The organism is Rhizobium sp. AN6A (assembly GCF_900215635.1).
In the GTDB taxonomy this organism is placed as follows: Bacteria; Pseudomonadota; Alphaproteobacteria; order Rhizobiales; family Rhizobiaceae; genus Agrobacterium; species Agrobacterium tumefaciens.
On record NZ_OCNC01000003.1, the window covers coordinates 620,001 to 637,469 of the forward strand.

The 17,469-nt window shown below is 58.8% G+C and carries 12 protein-coding genes; 4 read left to right on the forward strand and 8 right to left on the reverse strand.

From position 1 onward, the window contains the following. Positions 1-154: 154 nt before the first annotated feature. Positions 155-2,101, forward strand: coding sequence for a M23 family metallopeptidase (locus CRO62_RS06740; RefSeq protein ID WP_097099664.1), 1,947 nt, complete (start codon positions 155-157; stop codon positions 2,099-2,101). A gap of 68 nt (positions 2,102-2,169) precedes the next feature. On the opposite strand, the gene clpB is transcribed toward CRO62_RS06740, so the two are convergent. The 6 genes from clpB to CRO62_RS06770 form a co-directional block, all read right to left on the reverse strand. Further along, positions 2,170-4,794, reverse strand: coding sequence for an ATP-dependent chaperone ClpB (clpB, locus tag CRO62_RS06745; RefSeq protein ID WP_004432113.1), 2,625 nt, complete (start codon positions 4,792-4,794; stop codon positions 2,170-2,172). A gap of 372 nt (positions 4,795-5,166) precedes the next feature. Next, positions 5,167-5,973 carry a DUF4167 domain-containing protein gene (locus CRO62_RS06750; RefSeq protein WP_097099665.1) on the reverse strand — a complete coding sequence of 269 codons (807 nt, stop codon included), beginning with the start codon at positions 5,971-5,973 and terminating at the stop codon, positions 5,167-5,169. A 395-nt stretch (positions 5,974-6,368) separates the two neighbouring features. Further along, on the reverse strand, positions 6,369-7,238 hold the full coding sequence (gene prmC / locus CRO62_RS06755) for a peptide chain release factor N(5)-glutamine methyltransferase (protein ID WP_097099666.1): 870 nt from the start codon (positions 7,236-7,238) through the stop codon (positions 6,369-6,371). After that, positions 7,235-8,317 carry a peptide chain release factor 1 gene (prfA, locus tag CRO62_RS06760; protein ID WP_013762139.1) on the reverse strand — a complete coding sequence of 361 codons (1,083 nt, stop codon included), beginning with the start codon at positions 8,315-8,317 and terminating at the stop codon, positions 7,235-7,237. Before prfA ends, prmC begins: the two co-directional genes overlap by 4 nt. Positions 8,318-8,345: 28 nt before the next feature. After that, complete coding sequence (ptsP, locus tag CRO62_RS06765; protein WP_097099667.1) at positions 8,346-10,613, reverse strand: phosphoenolpyruvate--protein phosphotransferase; 2,268 nt, start codon at positions 10,611-10,613, stop codon at positions 8,346-8,348. A 176-nt stretch (positions 10,614-10,789) separates the two neighbouring features. Further along, positions 10,790-12,067: an aspartate kinase gene (locus CRO62_RS06770; RefSeq protein WP_004432098.1), complete on the reverse strand. Its 1,278-nt coding sequence runs from the start codon at positions 12,065-12,067 to the stop codon at positions 10,790-10,792. A gap of 390 nt (positions 12,068-12,457) precedes the next feature. Here CRO62_RS06770 and CRO62_RS06780 point away from each other — a divergent pair, with 390 nt between their 5' ends. Next, positions 12,458-14,305, forward strand: coding sequence for a DEAD/DEAH box helicase (locus tag CRO62_RS06780; RefSeq protein WP_097099668.1), 1,848 nt, complete (start codon positions 12,458-12,460; stop codon positions 14,303-14,305). Between the two features lie 122 nt (positions 14,306-14,427). Here CRO62_RS06780 and CRO62_RS06785 read toward each other — a convergent pair whose 3' ends face one another. After that, on the reverse strand, positions 14,428-15,666 hold the full coding sequence (locus CRO62_RS06785; RefSeq protein ID WP_013762136.1) for a saccharopine dehydrogenase family protein: 1,239 nt from the start codon (positions 15,664-15,666) through the stop codon (positions 14,428-14,430). Between the two features lie 59 nt (positions 15,667-15,725). Then, a complete protein-coding gene (nspC, locus tag CRO62_RS06790; RefSeq protein ID WP_097099669.1) occupies positions 15,726-16,823 on the reverse strand; it encodes a carboxynorspermidine decarboxylase in 1,098 nt (365 codons plus the stop codon). On the opposite strand from nspC, the gene CRO62_RS06795 reads away from it, so the two are divergent. Continuing rightward, the gene (locus tag CRO62_RS06795; RefSeq protein WP_097099670.1) at positions 16,822-17,082 is read left to right on the forward strand and encodes a hypothetical protein; all 261 of its coding nucleotides are present in this window, start codon (positions 16,822-16,824) and stop codon (positions 17,080-17,082) included. The genes nspC and CRO62_RS06795 overlap by 2 nt on opposite strands. Positions 17,083-17,122: 40 nt before the next feature. After that, on the forward strand, positions 17,123-17,467 hold the full coding sequence (locus CRO62_RS06800) for a DUF883 family protein (RefSeq protein WP_004432077.1): 345 nt from the start codon (positions 17,123-17,125) through the stop codon (positions 17,465-17,467). Positions 17,468-17,469 lie beyond the last annotated feature (2 nt).

Sequence of the window (17,469 nt, forward strand, 5' to 3'; positions counted from 1 at the left end):
TGCTTTGCCAACAAAACGTTAATGCGGGCACGCGCGCGAGCCTGTTGCCGGCATATCTCTTGAGGGTGCCGATCAATTTGACTCACGGCTTTGAAAGTTGCACACCTTCGCCTGAAGTTTCTGGAGAGCGCATGACCGACGGGGCACAGCTAGTATGACTGCGGATCGCAACGTGATCCGGTCGCTAGGCACGGAACCGCCAATTCTGGCGGAAGGGCGCCGTGCACCCGATCGCCGTGAGATTTCGCTCAGATGGCTTTCCGGCACGTTCCTTACCGGCATTACCTCTTCCATATTGATGGGTGTTGCCCTTTTTGCAGCTCTCGATGGCCGCCAGCAGCTTGCCATTCCGGCCGAGGCCTTCGCCAAGGCGGATATGGGCAACAATACCGCGGAAGCGGCACGCCGCGGCACACGCCTCATTGCGCCTAACATTGCGGCGCGGCCCTCGGACCGGTCGATCATGGAAGTCTCCACCGTTATCAACGAGGGCGACAAGGAAGTGGTCCGCAAGGTTCCCTTCTCCCACGTCAAAATTCCGCTGGCGTCCAACTACGCCAAACAAGACGATTATCCCGCCTTCGATCCCCTGAACATTTTCGCAAGCGGTGACGACAAGGACGCCCCGGCGCCGGCGCCGAGCCGCACGGGCACAATCTACGGCTCCGAGGTCGAATCCGAAGTCAGCCTGAAAACGGTCGCCTTTCCGATCCAGCACTCCAAGTATCCCTTCGCCGGCTCCCTGAGCTTCGACGAGGTGGAGGAGGCAGTGCGCTCGAACGGCTCGATCCTGACAGATGGTAATGAGCAGCTTGCAGCGCTCTATTACATCGACCCCCGTCGTTTCGATAATGATGAGGGTGATGTCGATATCACCGCCGGCCTTGCCGCCCGTGTCGTCGAGCAGAATATGTCGGTTTCAACCCCTCAATCGCCCTCGGTTCCGGTCAAGGAATATGCCGACGACGTGATCCCTGCCCGCCAGACCGAAACCATCGAAGCCGCTTTGTTCGGCGCGGGTTATTCGAAGGCGCAATCCTCCGAAATCGCCGGCCTGTTGTCACCGCAACTCCAGTCGAACAATGTCGAAAGCGGCGATGTGCTCCGCGTCGGCATTATTCAGGAAGACGACAAAAGCGACATCGTACGCGTGAGCCTTTACCGCAAGGGTCGCCACATGGTCACCATGGCGGTGGACGATCGCAAGAATTTCATCAAGGCCAGCGAACCACCCAAGCTCGACGCGGTGGCGACGGCCTTCGACAGCACCCCGGCACCGGCCGCCGGCCGCGATCTGCCCAGCGTCTACGATGGCGTTTACCGGGCGGCCCTGGCCTATGGCATGAATCAGGGCATGGTCTCCCAGCTCATCAAGCTTCTGGCCAGCAGCGTCGATTTTCAGGCGCAGTTGAAACCGGCAGATACGCTGGAAGCCTTCTTCTCCGTGGAAGATGCGGACGGCAAGGCGACGGACAAGTCCGAACTGCTCTACGTCAACGCCAAGTTCGGCGACAACGAGACGCGGTTTTACCGGTTCCAGAACCCGGACGATAACAGCGTCGATTATTTCGACGAGAACGGTAAGAGCATCCGGCAGTTCCTGTTGCGCAACCCGGTTCCGAACGGCCGCATGACATCAGGTTTCGGCATGCGCCGCCACCCGGTTTTGAAATTCAGCCGCATGCATACCGGCACCGACTGGGCGGCAGCCCGCGGCACGCCGATCATCGCGACAGGCAACGGCACTGTCGAAAAGGCCGGCTGGGCCTCCGGTTACGGCAACCAGACCCTGATCCGCCACGCCAATGGCTACGTCTCCTCCTATAACCACCAGAGCGCCATCGCCAAGGGTGTCACCGAGGGTTCCAAGGTCCGGCAGGGCCAGGTGATCGGTTATGTCGGTTCGACCGGCCTTTCGACTGGCGCGCATCTGCATTACGAGCTGATCGTCAACGGCACGAAAGTGGACGCGATGAAAGTGCGCCTGCCGGGCGGCAAATCGCTTTCCGGCGTCGCGCTCGCGCGGTTCTCCGACGAGAGAAAGCGGATCGACAATCTACTCAACATCGAAGAAAAACCCAATCAGGTGGCGAGCCGCTAGTCCGCCGGGTCTCGTGACCAGAGGGACCGCTATACGAAAAAGGGCTCCGTTACCGGAGCCCTTTCGTTTTATGCCGCATCGGCGGTTTCAGTCTCGGCCTCACCCTTTGGGGGCTTGACCTTGAAAAGCAGCCGGTCGGTGCCAGAGGTCACCTTGACCCGCGATCCGTCCGGGATCTCGCCGCCGAGGATCATTTCGGCGAGCCTGTCCTGAACCGTTTTCTGGATCACCCGCTTCAGCGGACGTGCGCCGTAGGCCGGATCGTAACCCTTATTGGCAAGCCAGTTGCGGGCATCCTCATCCAGTTCGAGCGTGATCTTGCGATCACCCAGAAGCGAGACGAGGCGCTTGAGCTGGATCTCCACGATTGCACCCATCTCGTCGCGCCGCAGGCGATGGAAGAGGATGATATCGTCGATACGGTTGAGGAATTCCGGCCGGAAATGCGACCGGACCCGCTCCATCACCAGATCGCGAACCGAATCCACATCGTCATTGTCACCCATCTGCGTCATGAATTCCGAACCGAGGTTCGAGGTCATGATGATGATGGTGTTCTTGAAATCGACGGTGCGGCCCTGACCATCGGTCAGACGGCCATCGTCCAGCACCTGCAACAGAACGTTGAACACATCCGGATGCGCTTTCTCGATCTCGTCAAACAGCACGACCTGATAGGGCCGGCGGCGAACCGCTTCCGTTAACGCACCGCCCTCTTCGTAACCGACATAGCCGGGAGGCGCACCGATAAGCCGGGCAACGGAGTGTTTCTCCATGAATTCCGACATGTCGAGGCGAACCATCGCGGTCTCGTCGTCGAACAGGAACCGGGCGAGCGACTTGGTCAGCTCGGTCTTGCCCACGCCCGTCGGGCCGAGGAAGATGAACGAGCCGATCGGCCGGTTCGGATCCTGAAGACCGGCGCGCGAACGGCGAACCGCCTTGGAAACGGCCTGCACGGCCTCGCCCTGTCCGACCACGGACTTGGCAAGATCGTCTTCCATGCGCAGCAGCTTCTCGCGCTGGCCTTCCAGCATCTTGTCGACAGGAATGCCGGTCCAGCGGGATACGATGTGGGCGATATTGTCCGCCGTCACCACTTCCTGGACCATCGAGCCAGCACCGCTGCTGTCACGCGCTTCCGCTGCAGCCAACTCCTTTTCGAGGCCCGGAATGATGCCATAGGTCAATTCACCGGCGCGCTGGAACTGGCCGTTACGCTGGGCACTCGCCAGTTCGTTGCGGGCATCGTCCAGCCGCTTCTTGAGGTCTGCGGCATGGCCCAGCTTCTGCTTTTCCGCCTGCCAGCGGGCCGTCAGGGCATCGGCCTTTTCTTCGGTATCGGCCAGTTCGTCCTCGAGCTTCTTCAGGCGGTCGACGGATGACTGATCCGTCTCCTGCTTCAAGGCTTCGCGTTCGATCTTGAGCTGAATGATCCGGCGATCCAGTTCATCCAGTTCTTCCGGCTTGGAATCCACCTGCATGCGAAGGCGCGAAGCTGCTTCGTCCATCAGGTCGATTGCCTTGTCGGGCAGGAACCGGTCGGTAATGTAGCGGTTGGAAAGCGTTGCAGCCGCAACCAGGGCCGAATCCGAAATGCGGACCTTGTGGTGCTGTTCGTATTTTTCCTTCAGGCCGCGCAGGATCGAGATCGTGTCCTCCACGGTCGGCTCATCTACGAGCACCGGCTGGAAACGACGGGCAAGGGCCGGATCCTTTTCCACGTGCTTGCGATATTCATCCAGCGTGGTGGCGCCAACGCAGTGCAGTTCACCGCGGGCAAGAGCGGGCTTCAGCAGATTGGACGCATCCATCGCGCCATCGGCCTTACCGGCGCCGACCAGCGTGTGCATCTCGTCGATGAACAGGATGATGCCGCCATTTTCCGCCTGCACTTCGTTCAGGACTGCCTTCAGGCGCTCCTCGAACTCGCCGCGATACTTCGCGCCGGCGATCAGCGCACCCATATCCAGCGCCATAAGCTTCTTGTCTTTAAGGCTTTCGGGCACATCGCCATTGACGATGCGCAGCGCAAGACCTTCGGCAATCGCCGTTTTACCGACGCCGGGTTCACCGATCAGCACGGGATTGTTCTTGGTGCGGCGTGAAAGCACCTGAATGGTCCGGCGGATTTCGTCGTCACGGCCAATCACCGGGTCGAGCCGGCCTTCGCGGGCTTCCTCCGTCAGATCGCGCGCGAACTTCTTCAGCGCGTCAAAGCCCTGTTCGGCATTGGCGCTGTCAGCCGTGCGGCCCTTGCGGATTTCATTGATGACCTGATTAAGCGCCTGCGCCGTCACGCCGCCCTTTTTCAGGGACGCCGAGGTCGAAGCAGAATTTTCGATCGCCAGCGCCTGCAAAAGACGCTCGACGGTGACGAAACTGTCACCAGCCTTCTTGGCGAGTTCTTCCGCAGTCGAGAACACTTTCGCAAGTGGAGCCGTCAGGGAAAGGCCACCATTGCCGCCGGAAACCTTGGGCAATTTCGCCAGTGCCGCATCGTTGGCCAGACGCACTTCCTTGGCGTCGCCGCCAGCCCGCTCGATCAGCGATGCTGCCATGCCCTGCTCGTCATCAAGCAGAACTTTCAGCACATGTTCGGCAGAAAACTGCTGGTGATTTTCTGCGAGCGCAAACGTCTGCGCCGATTGCAGAAAACCGCGAACGCGCTCGGAGTACTTTTCAATATTCATAGTCGAACCTCCATATACCGGCCCGCCCGCTTTCGGCACGGCTCCGGGTGTTTGGGTTGAGGCTCCCTCAAAGGCAAGCCCCGCTACGGCAGTCGAGTTTTACAGATTTCACGATTGCCGCCTCTTGATGCACGGTTACCGCTGCATGCGGCATCCGGCCTTACTGCACGAATATGGGAGGCATTTTCATCGGTTTAAAGGGGAGGAAAACGACTGCCGGGGAAATTTTAGCCGGACTTGATAAGCGTCACGCCCTTTTGCCGCGATTGCCCCCTTCGAACAGCGCCCAAGCTTTTACACCCGACCCCAAAAACAAAAAAACTCCGGCAAGCCGGAGTTTTTTTCAATCGCGTGGTATTTTGAAAACCCTGCTTATTCAGCAGCGTTTTCGAGCGTGGCAGGTGTTGCCTCATCACCGGCTGGCGTATCTTCGCCTTCGGCACCCTCAGCACCTTCCGCGGTTGCGGCGCGGCGCGGACGACGCGGGCGTGGGCCGGTGGCGCGGCGAGCCTTTGGTGCGCGTTCAGTCGCTGGTGCTTCCGTCTGCTGCTGCTGTTCCTCGACGGCCACTTCCATGGGCGTGCCTTCGATGACGGGCTGAGGCGCCTGGCTGGCGTCGTATACCGGCTGCTGCCGTTCGTCCGAAGTCTGCGGCTGGCGCGGCTGGCGCTCCTGCCGTTCACGACGATCCGGACGCTCACGGCGTTCCTGACGCGGCTCGGAACGCTCGGTGCGCTCCTGCCGTTCCTGGCGCTCCGGCTGCTGAATCCGTTCCGGCTGTTCGAACTGCTGCTGCGGTGCACCATCGTCGCCGTCGTTCATATCCATATCGTCGGCATCCGAAGCATTGTATTCGCCACGGTCGTCGCGCTGGAAACGCTCCTGCATCTGGGCCTGAGCGGTGGCGATGATACGATTGTAGTGTTCAGCGTGCTGCAGATAGTTTTCAGCGATCACGCGGTCGCCAGCACTCTGCGCATCCCGCGCAAGGGTGGCGTATTTTTCCGCTATGTGCTGGGCTGTGCCACGAATTTTAACATCGGGACCGGAGCTGTCATAAGTCCTGGTGAGCGGGTTACCGCCCTTGCGGTTGAAGTTGTTGTTGTTACCGCCACCATTGTTATTGTTGTTGTTGCTTCCACGCCCCCGGCCGCGCTTGTTTTGCTGTCCTGGCCTCATCAATTGCTCACCTGAATTCTGTTTTGCTGACAATCTGGTTATTTTCATGCAATTCCGGGCGGAAAACCGCTGGAAACTTTTCCTGAAATTGCTCCATTACGCGCCCTGCTGGAGATAACCCCAGACAAGACCCCGCGTATGACGACCGGTCGCGCAAAATGCTGCAACGAGCCACCTGCGAACAAAGTTTACTGATTCACATGCCGGAAACGCCCAGCCTTCAGGGTTCTCAAAAGAACCCGCTTCGGGACTGACCCATACCCTGACGAATCTAAATTCGTCCTCAGCCACCCGGCATGTGGCGGCAAACTATCCCGCTTCATGCGGAAATCCAAGCCTTTTCTTTTGCTGTGCAAAATATCCTTGCAAATAATCCGCAGACGTATCGCGAACAACTATCTCCGGAAGGTCAAAACTCTGTCGTTGTCGCCATAATCCTTCACGGCGTCGAGAAGAGAGAAGCCGTGGGAAGCAAATATAGCGGAAACATCAAGCCTTTGATCGAAACCGATCTCCACACCGACAATCCCGTTTTCCACAAGAAAGCGGCCTGCGTCGGCAGCGATGAGGCGGTACGGTGCAAGGCCGTCCTGACCTCCGTCCAGCGCCGCCATCGGATCGTGATGGCGAACCTCTCGGTCTAGCGTTGTGACGATGTCACTTCTTATATAAGGCGGATTCGACACAATTATGTCAAAGCTGCCAGAGATTTTTTTGAACCAGTCGCTACGCATGGTTTCAAAACGCGAGGCGAGACCATTTCGGGCAGCGTTTTTCGCTGCCGTTTCCAGCGCATCGGCGGAGATATCGCTGCCGACGCCAGTTGCTTCCGGACATTCCTTGAGAAGCGCCAGACAGATCGCACCCGTGCCCGTACCCAGATCCAGAATGCGCGCACTGCCCTTGTCGGAAACAGTTTTTGTCAACACAGGCAACAGCGTATCGACGAGAACTTCCGTATCCGGGCGGGGTTCGAGCGTCTCCTTCGATAAAAGAAGATCGAGCCCGTGAAATTCGCGGTGGCCGAGAATACGATGGACTGGCTCTCCGCCTGCGCGCCTTTCGACCATGGCGGAGATACGGGCGCTTTCTTCCCGAGTGACGAGATGGTCCGGTTTCATCACGAAATCGGTCAGTGAAAAACCGGTAACGTCGGCAACCAGCAGGCGCGCATCAAGCAGCGGATCGGCGGTGCCCGCCGCCTGCAGCCGTTTGCGGGCTGCGGCAAGCTCGGTCGAAACGGTCCCGTCAGCGCCGCCACTCAAAGCTGTTGTTCGCCAAGCTGGGCAAGCTGACCGGCCTGATAATCAGCAATCAGCGCGTCGACAAGCTCGTCGATCTCGCCTTCGATCATCCGGTCGAGCTTGTAGAGGGTCAGGTTGATGCGGTGATCAGTGACCCGCCCCTGCGGAAAATTGTAAGTGCGGATGCGCTCGGAACGGTCGCCGGAACCGACCTGGCTTTTGCGGTCGGCTGAACGCTCGCTTTCCACCTTCTGGCGCTCGATGTCGTAAAGACGCGAACGCAGAACCTGCATCGCCTTGGCGCGGTTCTGGTGCTGCGACTTTTCAGAACTGGTAACGATCAAACCCGTCGGAAGATGGGTGATGCGAACGGCGGAGTCAGTGGTATTGACGTGCTGGCCGCCTGCGCCCGAAGCGCGCATCGTGTCGATACGGATGTCTTCCGGGCGAATTTCAACATCGATATCCTCCGCCTCCGGCAGCACGGCAACAGTGGCTGCCGAGGTGTGGATGCGGCCGCTCGCCTCTGTTTCCGGCACGCGCTGCACCCGGTGTACGCCGGATTCGAATTTCAGCTTGGAAAACACCCCTCGCCCGCTGATCGTGGCGATGATTTCCTTGTAACCGCCCGCCTCGCCTTCGCTTGCGGAAAGAACTTCAACTTTCCAGCCCTTGGCTGAAGCGAAGCGCTCATACATGCGAAACAAATCGCCGGCGAAAAGTGCCGCTTCGGATCCGCCCGTGCCGGCGCGGATTTCGAGGATGGCGCTTTTTTCGTCCGCCGCATCCTTGGGAAGCAGCAGGACCTGCATTTCCTTCTCAAGCTCGCCGATTCGGGCCTCGACCTCCGGCAGCTCCATTTCCGCCAGATCGCGCATGTCCTTGTCGGTCGTCTTGTCGGCAAGTAGCGCCTGGAGATCGGCGGCCTCGGAGACCGCCTTTTCGTATTCGCGGACTTTTTTTACCACCGGCTCTAGTTCGGAATATTCCGAAGCCAGCTTCACATAGACATCCGCTGCCGGACCAGCCGACATCCGCGCTTCGATCTCTCCGAAACGCCTTTCCAACTCGCGCATTTTTTCGACGGGAAGCTTCGCCACCAGTCACTCCGATTATGAAACAGGTCTTTTAAATGGGAATGGAATGCGTCGCGGCAAAGCGTAACAACACCTCGCGCGCGCTTTCCAGCGAATTATGATCGTCGAGCGCAGCGTTCAGCTCATCGGCAAGGCGCGCGGCATCAAGCCCGAGAAGCATGGCCTTCACCGGACCGATCGCCGTCGGCGACATGGAAACCGAACGGAAACCAAGGCCGATCAAAGCCATGGCCGAAAGTGGCTTGCTTGCCATTTCGCCGCAAAGCGTGACAGAGGTGTGGTGCTTTTCGCCAGCGCGCACGATATCGCGCAGAATGCGCAGGAACGGTTTGCCAAGATTGTCGAAACGATCCGAAACCCTTGCATTGCCGCGATCGACCGCCATCGAAAACTGGAACAGGTCGTTCGAACCGACGGAGACGAAATCCACTTCCTGCATCAGCTCATCGAGCTGCCACATCAGCGAAGGCACTTCCAGCATCGCACCGAATTGCAGCTTTTTCGGAAGGGCATGGCTGAATTTCGAAAGATGCTGCACTTCCTTCTGAAGCAGATCGCGCGCGGCGCGGATTTCGGAAACCTCCGTCACCATCGGCAACATCATGCGTAGTTCAGCACCTGAGGCAGCACGCAGAAGCGCGCGCATCTGTGTGCGCATCAGACCCGGACGGTCGAGCGACAGGCGGATCGCCCGCCAGCCCAGCGCCGGGTTTTCCTCTTCCTGGCCGCGCATATAGGAAACCACCTTGTCGCCGCCGATATCCAGCGTGCGGAAGGTAACGCTCTTGCCCTTGGCCTGCCGCAAGACGGACCGATAGAACGCTTCCTGCTCCTCGCCCTTGGGCATGTTGGAGGCGATCATGAACTGCAGCTCGGTGCGGAACAGGCCGATGCCATCGGCGCCGGATTCCTCGAGCTGCGGCAGGTCTACGAGAAGGCCCGCATTCATCTTGAGGTTGACCTTCTGGCCATCCTTGGTGATCGGCTCGACATTGCGAAGCGCGCGGAACTGCTCCTGGCGCTTGGCTCGCAGGCGCACTTTTTCCTCATAGGCGCGCTGCAAATCCGACATCGGGCGCAAATGCACCTGGCCGTCATCGCCGTCGATGATGATGGGATCGTTATTTTCAGCAAGGGCGACGATGCCTGTCGCCTGCCCGATGATCGGAATGCCCATGGCGCGCGCCACGATGACGACGTGGCTCGTCACCGCACCGTCTTCGAGCACCAAGCCGCGCAATTTCTCACGTGGATAATCCAGCAATTCGGCGGCACCCATGGCGCGGGCCAGAACGATGGCGTCCAGCGGAAAATCATGCTCGGGGCTGCGACCGCCGAAACCGATCAACTGGCGCAGCAGCCGGTTGGCGAGATCGTCGAAATCATGCATGCGCTCGCGAAGATAGGGATCGGTCAGGCGCATCATGCGCGCCTTTGTGTCGCTCTGAACTTTCTCGACCGCAGCTTCCGCCGTCAGGCCGTTGCGGATAGCTTCTTCCATGCGCCGCACCCAGCCCTGATCGTGGGCGAACATGCGGTAGGTCTCGAGAACCTCGCGATGCTCGCCTTCGGTCGGGACGTCGCGACGCTGCAACATGTCGTCGATCGACAGGCGCAGCGAACCGATGGCGTCGGCAAGACGCAGGATTTCCGTATCGGCATCCTCATTCAGCAGATTGGTGACCACGATTCGGGGGTCGTGCAGCACGACATGACCAAGACCGATGCCTTCGCCATAAGCATCGCCATCAATGGAAACGGCACGCGTCAGGTCCAGCTCCACACCGGGGCGGGTGATCTTTTTCAATTCACCGCTCGCCACTATTTCAGCGATGAGCATCGCGGTTGTCTCGAGCGCCTCAACTTCATCCTCCCGGTATGTTCGGCTGACCTTGTTCTGGACCACAAGAACGCCAAGAGTGCGACCGGAGCGCAAAATCGGCACGCCGAGGAAGGAATGATAAATTTCCTCCCCCGTTTCAGGAAGATAGCGGAAAGCCGGATGCGCCTGCGCATCGGAAAGATTGAGAGGTTGGGCGGAAGCGGCAATGGTGCCGACAAGACCCTGCCCCATTTTCAGCTGGGCAAGATGCACGGCATCCTTGTTGAGACCTTCGGTGGCGTAAAGCTCCAGCACGCTGTCGGAACGCAGCACGTAGACCGAGCAAACCTCCGCCACCATGTTGCTGGCTATCTGACGGACGATCTGGTCCAGACGGTCCTGCGGCTCAAGGTGCTCCGCCATCATTTCGCGCAGCCGCTTTAGCAGGACGCGCGGACCTGCAGAAAGGTCTCTCATCGCGTTTGCTCCCCGACGCTTCCGATCCGAATGTCATAATATTCGAGAATCAAAACGTCATTTAAAAAATTTATAGCGCGAGAAGCGCGTCCCGCAAGGGACACGCTTTCATGAAACGCCACATCGGAAGAACGCAACCCCGAAGAATCGGAGCATCGGGAACCGATGTCTCGAACTTAGTTCTTATCGAGACCGTAAGCAGAATGCAAAGTGCGAACGGCCAGTTCGGCATAGGCACCGTCGATCAGGATCGAAATCTTGATCTCGGAGGTGGTGATGGCCTTGATGTTGATGTTCTTCTCGGCAAGCGCCTTGAAGGCGCTGGCAGCAACGCCAGCATGGCTGCGCATGCCGATACCGATGACCGAAACCTTGGCAAGGCCGGTCTCGTTCTGCGCGACGTCGAAGCCGATCTGGGCCTTGTTCTCGTCCAGAACGCGCAGAGCCTTGGCAACGTCGCCCGAAGGAACGGTGAAGGTCATGTCGGTGCGCGACCCATCTTCGGAGATGTTCTGCACGATCATGTCGACATTGATATGCGCTTCGGCCAGTGGCCCGAAGATCGCGGCGGAGACGCCCGGACGGTCGGCCACGCGGCGCAGCGAGATCTGTGCTTCATCCTTGGCATAGGCGATGCCGGTTACGACTTCCTGTTCCACGATTTCTTCCTCGTCACAAATCAAAGTACCGGGCGGGTTGATGAGGTCGCCCATGCCCGGCGCATCGGGATCCTCGAAACTGGAGCGAACGAAGGTGCGCACCTTGTGTACCATGGCAAGCTCGACGGAGCGAACCTGCAGAACCTTCGCACCGAGAGACGCCATTTCGAGCATTTCCTCGAAAGCGATCTTCTTCATGCGGCGAGCTTTGGGCTCGATGCGCGGATCGGTGGTGTAGACGCCATCGACATCGGTATAGATATCGCAACGGTCCGCCTTGACGGCGGCGGCAATGGCAACGGCTGATGTGTCCGAACCGCCGCGACCGAGCGTCGCAATGCGGTTATCCGGGCCGATGCCCTGGAAACCGGCAACAACGGCAACCTGGCCCTCGCCCATGCGGTGGACGATATCCGAACCGTCAATCTCGAGAATGCGGGCGGCACCATGTGCATTGTCTGTGCGGATCGGAATCTGCCAGCCCTGCCAGGAGCGCGCGTTGATGCCCATGGATTGCAGCGTGATCGCCAGAAGACCCGATGTCACCTGCTCGCCGGATGCAACGACCGCGTCATATTCGCGTGCATCGTAAAAGGAGGCGGCGTTGGCACCGGCCACCTTCGCAGCATTCTGCACCCAGTCCACCAACTCGTTGGTTTTACCGGACATGGCGGAAACGACCACGGCCACTTCATGGCCGGCATCCACTTCGCGTTTCACATGCCGTGCGACATTGTGAATGCGTTCGAGGTTCGCGACGGACGTGCCGCCGAATTTCATGACAATGCGAGCCATAGCCTTGACCAGTACCATCCCTTTTTTCCGCCAGCCGTTTTTCAGGTGCGGACAAGAACAAACCCAGTCGGCTCTTTTTTTGATAAAGAGCCTCAAGTTGCGGGTCTCTTAGCGAAAAGGCGGGGGGCACGCAATGCCGTTTATGAACCATGCGGTACGCCTTTTTTTTAAGCCCCGGCGAAAGAAGATGTCGGAATGGAATGGGCGACCGCATGCGGCGCTGTGAAAGAGCGTACCGCAGTGCACTGTACAAACGGGCCTATTCGCAGTATGGAGCGCGGCAATGCAACCGGCCAGATGGCCGTAATGGCCTGCATCGGCTGCCCCGGAGACTTTAGGACCTATTGGTTTCGGGCGGATGCAGGCAGCTTCATATCCGAAAGACGGTAGATGACAGACACCCAGGGTATCGCCCCGGCGATCGCGCAGGCGTTGGAAAAACGCGGCTACAAAGATTTGACCCCCGTGCAGAAGGCCATGCTTTCGCCGGAACTCGCCGACAAGGACGCGCTGGTTTCCGCGCAGACCGGCTCCGGCAAGACAGTTGCCTTCGGCATTGCGCTCGCGACCACGCTACTGTCGGAAAACACCCGTTTCGGCCAGGCTTCCGCGCCGCTGGCACTCGCCATTGCGCCAACCCGCGAACTGGCCATGCAGGTCAAGCGCGAGCTGGAATGGCTTTATGAATTCGCCGGCGTATCGATCGCGTCCTGCGTTGGCGGCATGGATATCCGCAGCGAACGACGCGCACTGGAGCGCGGCGCGCATATTATCGTCGGCACCCCCGGCCGCCTCTGCGACCACATCAAGCGCGGCGCGCTCGATCTGTCGTCGCTACGCGCCGTGGTACTGGACGAGGCCGACGAGATGCTCGATCTCGGCTTCCGCGAAGATCTGGAATTCATTCTGGAAGAATCGCCGGCTAACCGCCGCACGCTGATGTTCTCGGCCACCGTTCCGCGCAGCATCGCCAAGCTTGCCGAAAGCTACCAGAAGAACGCCGTTCGCATCGCCACCGCTTCAGAACAGAAGCAGCATGTGGACATCGAATACCGCGCCTTGCTGGTGACCGGCTCCGACCGCGAAAACGCCATCATCAATGCGCTGCGCTTTTACGAAGCCCGCAACGCCATCGTTTTCTGCTCCACCCGTGCGGCCGTAAATCATCTGACGGCCCGTCTGAACAATCGCGGCTTTTCCGTCGTGGCTCTGTCAGGCGAACTGACCCAGAACGAACGTACCCATGCGCTTCAGGCAATGCGTGACGGTCGCGCCCGGGTTTGCGTGGCGACTGACGTTGCTGCACGCGGCATCGACCTGCCTGGCCTCGAACTAGTTATCCACGCCGACCTGCCGACCAATTCGGAAACGCTTCTCCACCGTTCCGGCCGTACCGGCCGCGCCGGTCAGAAGGGCGTCAGCACCATCGTGGTGCCTGTCAACCAGCGCCGCAAGGCCGAACGCCTTCTGGAAGGTGCCAAGGTCAGCGCAGCATGGGTTCGCCCGCCTTCGGTCGAAGAGATCGTTGAACGCGACGGCGCCCGGCTTCTGGCAGACCCGGCTCTCACCGAGGCCGTGGCCGACGACGAGCGCGATTTCGTCAAGCAGCTGCTTGAGCAGCATGGCGCGGAAAAAGTAGCAGCCGCCTTCGTGCGCCTTTACCACGCCGGACGTTCCGCCCCGGAAGACATCACCGAAGTTGCGCTGGACAATACCCGCAAACCGCGCCGCGACAGCTTCGAAACCCCCGAAAACGACGCGCCGCGCCGCGAACGTTCCGACTTTTCCGACAGCGCTTGGTTTTCGCTTTCGGTGGGCCGCAAGCAGAGCGCCGAGCCGCGCTGGCTCATCCCCATGCTCTGCCGCTTCGGCAAGATCACCCGTCAGGATATCGGCGCCATCCGCATGCAGCAGACGGAGACCTTTGTGGAACTGGCGGCCGATGCCGTCGATCGTTTCACCTCCGCCATCGGCAAGGACATGATGCTCGAAAAGGGCATTCGTCTGAAGGCGCTGGAAGGCAAGCCGGAAATGACCGGCAGTGTTCGTGAGGACACCCGCCCGGCCACGGCCCAGCGGAAGTTCAACAAACCCAATAATGCTGGCGGCGCAGCCGACGACCGCAAGGGCGACGACAAGCCCTGGAAAAAGAAAAAGACCTTCGGCGACAAGCCCAAATTCGAAGGCAAGAAGGACCGGCCTTTCGAAAAGCGCGGGCCGAAGCCGGCAAAGGGCTGAGGCGCGGGTCAGTACCGTGCCGTTAGATCCTCGGCTTAAGGCCGAGGATGATGCCAAGTAACTGGCAAACTTCATCACAAAAAAAGCCCCGCTTTTGCGGGGCTTTTTATTGTCTTGATGGATCAGAACGTCAGGGCGCGATCGCCATTTTCGTCCTTGATACGGCTTGGAAGGCCGATCTTATTCAGAAGGTTCAGGAAAGGCTGCGGTGGCAGTTCTTCCACATTGGCCATTTGCTTCACATCCCACTCGCCGGTGGCAATTAGCATGGCGGCAGCGACCGGAGGAACGCCGGCGGTGTAGGAAATGCCCTGCGATCCAACTTCCTCGTAAGCTTCCTTGTGGTCGGCCACGTTGTAGATGAAGACTTCGCGTTCCTTGCCATCCTTGATGCCCTTGACGACATCGCCGATGCAGGTCTTGCCGACATAGTCGGGTGCAAGCGAAGAGGGATCCGGCAATACGGCCTTGACCACCTTCAACGGCACGACTTCCAGACCTTCGGCAGTCTTGACCGGCTTTTCGGAGAGAAGACCGAGGTTCTTCAGCACGGTGAAGACGTTGATGTAGTGATCGCCGAAGCCCATCCAGAAGCGCACATCGGCGCCATCCATGTTTTTGGACAGCGAATGCACTTCGTCATGGCCGGTCATATAGGCCTTCTGCTTGCCGACAACCGGCAGATCGAATTCCTGGCCGACCTCGAACATCTGGTTCGTCTGCCACTGGCCATTCTGCCAGGAATAGACGACACCGGTGAATTCGCGGAAGTTGATTTCCGGATCGAAGTTGGTGGAGAACCAGCGGCCATGGCTGCCGGCATTGATATCGACGATATCGACCGAAGTGACCTTGTCGAAATATTCATCCTTGGCGAGGCGGGCATAGGCATTGACCACGCCGGGATCGAAACCGACGCCGAGCAGTGCCGTTACGCCCTTTTCCTTGCATTCGGCAGCGCGCTTCCACTCGTAGTTTCCGTACCACGGCGGCGCCTCACAAATCTTGGTGGGATCCTCGTGGATCGCCGTATCCATATAAGCAACACCCGTGTCCATGCAGGCACGAAGAACGGACATGTTGACGAAAGCCGAACCGACGTTGATGACGATCTCTACGCCGGTTTTCGTAATCAAGGCTTTCGTCGCCTCGATATCCATCGCGTCAAGCGCATGGGCCTCAAGTTTCACATCTGTCTTGAGGCTCTTCTTTTCGCGTACGGACTCGACAATCTTGCGGCACTTTTCCAAAGTCCGTGACGCAATATGAATGTCTCCCAATACATCGCTGTTCTGGGCGCATTTATGCGCCACGACCTGTGCTACGCCACCGGCGCCGATGATCAGAACGTTCTTCTTCATTTCAGGTGATGCCTCCTTTTCCCCGCAGGGATCAGCTTCGTTTCATGTTAAAACAGGGTTTAAGACAGGCTTTGCTCGAAATCGGCAAAGTCGAATTCACGAACGGCACGCACGCTGCCGTCGAGTTCCTTGATGGCAATCGCCGGCATCTTCACGCCATTGAACCAGTTCTTCTTGACCATGGTGTAGCCGGCCGCATCCTCAAAGGAGATACGATCACCAACTTTCAGCTCCTTGTCGAACCGGAAGTCGCCGAATATATCGCCCGCAAGGCAGGATTTGCCGCAGACCATGTAGGGATGTTCGCCCTCGTTCGGCAAAACCTTGGCGGTTTCGCGATAGATCAGGAGGTCAAGCATATGCGCTTCGATGGAGCTGTCGACGATGGCGAGGTTCTTGCCATTGAACAGCGTATCGAGAACCGTCACTTCTAGCGTCGTGCTCTTGGTGATCGAGGCTTCGCCGGGCTCAAGATAGACCTGAACGCCGTATTTTTCCGAAAAAGCCGCCAGGCGATCGCAGAACTGGTCGAGCGGATAGTTGTCGCCGGTAAAATGGATGCCGCCGCCGAGGCTGACCCATTCCGCACGCGACAGGAGCGATCCGAATTTCTCTTCGATCTGCGTTAACATGCGGTCGAACAACAAAAAATCGCCGTTTTCGCAATTGTTGTGGATCATGAAGCCGGAAATCCGGTCCATGACCTTGTCGACCTTGGCGACATCCCATTCGCCGAGACGGCTGAAGGGACGTGCGGGATCGGCAAGATCGAAGCTCGAGGAGCTGACCTGCGGATTGAGGCGCAGACCCCGGGTTATACCGGAGGCCTTTTCTGCAAAGCGCTCAAGCTGGCTGATGGAATTGAAGATGATCTTGTCCGCCTTCGAAATCACCTCGTCGATTTCGTAATCGGCATAGGCAACGGAATAGGCGTGGGTTTCGCCACTGAATTTCTCGCGGCCCAGACGCACTTCATAAAGCGACGACGAGGTGGTGCCGTCCATATATTGCGACATGAAATCGAAAACGGACCATGTTGCAAAGCACTTCAGCGCCAGAAGCGCCTTGGCGCCGGATTTTTCCCGCACATAGGCAATCTTCTCCATGTTGCGAAGAAGTTTTGTCTTGTCGATGAGGTAATAGGGCGTCTGAAGCATGGCGTTTCACATATTGATTGAAGTCAAGGTCCATCTGGATGATGGGCCTTATATGATGCTTGTTACAGGAAAACAAATGTCCGGCACCGAATTCCCGGAAAATTGCCCCCGCCGCGAAATCCGCGGGAGAAAACTCGCCAAGCTGCGGAACCAAGCACGCATCGGCGCGTTTGAATGGCGGACAATCGGGTTTACGGCTGCCGCAACGAAAGTTCGTAAGCGTCGGCATTCATCCGCGGCGGCAGTCTTTTTGACCTGACGCCATTTCCATCAACGATGTTCCAGGAAGGACTTCACCCATGGCAAGCGTGCGTAGCAGCGTCAACGACAAGATCCAGCAATCCCTCGAAAACGGCGATGCAGCCGATGTGGCAGCACAGCTTGCCCAACTTCGCGAAGATCTGGCAAATCTTGCCAAGAGCGTTAAGGCGCTGGGCGTTGGAGCCTCGCATGAACTGAAGGCGCAGGCCGCCCGCGTGGCCGACGACGCACTGACCGCTTCCGGCGAGATGGCCGACAGCGTTCGCAACGAAATTTCCTCGCTGAACGACAATCTGACGGATCAGGTCCAGAAGAACCCGCTGCAGTCCCTCGGCATCGCCGTTGGTGTCGGTTTCGTGCTCGCCCTCCTCACACGTCGATAAGG

What these genes read in the sequence shown, in the direction of transcription:
- nspC (WP_097099669.1), bottom strand. Translation starts at nt 16,823, where the DNA reads ATGCTTCAGACGCCCTATTACCTCATCGACAAGACAAAACTTCTTCGC.
- CRO62_RS06750 (WP_097099665.1), bottom strand. Translation starts at nt 5,973, where the DNA reads ATGAGGCCAGGACAGCAAAACAAGCGCGGCCGGGGGCGTGGAAGCAAC.
- ptsP (WP_097099667.1), bottom strand. Translation starts at nt 10,613, where the DNA reads ATGAGAGACCTTTCTGCAGGTCCGCGCGTCCTGCTAAAGCGGCTGCGC.
- CRO62_RS06785 (WP_013762136.1), bottom strand. Translation starts at nt 15,666, where the DNA reads ATGAAGAAGAACGTTCTGATCATCGGCGCCGGTGGCGTAGCACAGGTC.
- CRO62_RS06770 (WP_004432098.1), bottom strand. Translation starts at nt 12,067, where the DNA reads ATGGCTCGCATTGTCATGAAATTCGGCGGCACGTCCGTCGCGAACCTC.
- CRO62_RS06740 (WP_097099664.1), top strand. Translation starts at nt 155, where the DNA reads ATGACTGCGGATCGCAACGTGATCCGGTCGCTAGGCACGGAACCGCCA.
- CRO62_RS06795 (WP_097099670.1), top strand. Translation starts at nt 16,822, where the DNA reads ATGGCGTTTCACATATTGATTGAAGTCAAGGTCCATCTGGATGATGGG.
- CRO62_RS06800 (WP_004432077.1), top strand. Translation starts at nt 17,123, where the DNA reads ATGGCAAGCGTGCGTAGCAGCGTCAACGACAAGATCCAGCAATCCCTC.
- CRO62_RS06780 (WP_097099668.1), top strand. Translation starts at nt 12,458, where the DNA reads ATGACAGACACCCAGGGTATCGCCCCGGCGATCGCGCAGGCGTTGGAA.
- clpB (WP_004432113.1), bottom strand. Translation starts at nt 4,794, where the DNA reads ATGAATATTGAAAAGTACTCCGAGCGCGTTCGCGGTTTTCTGCAATCG.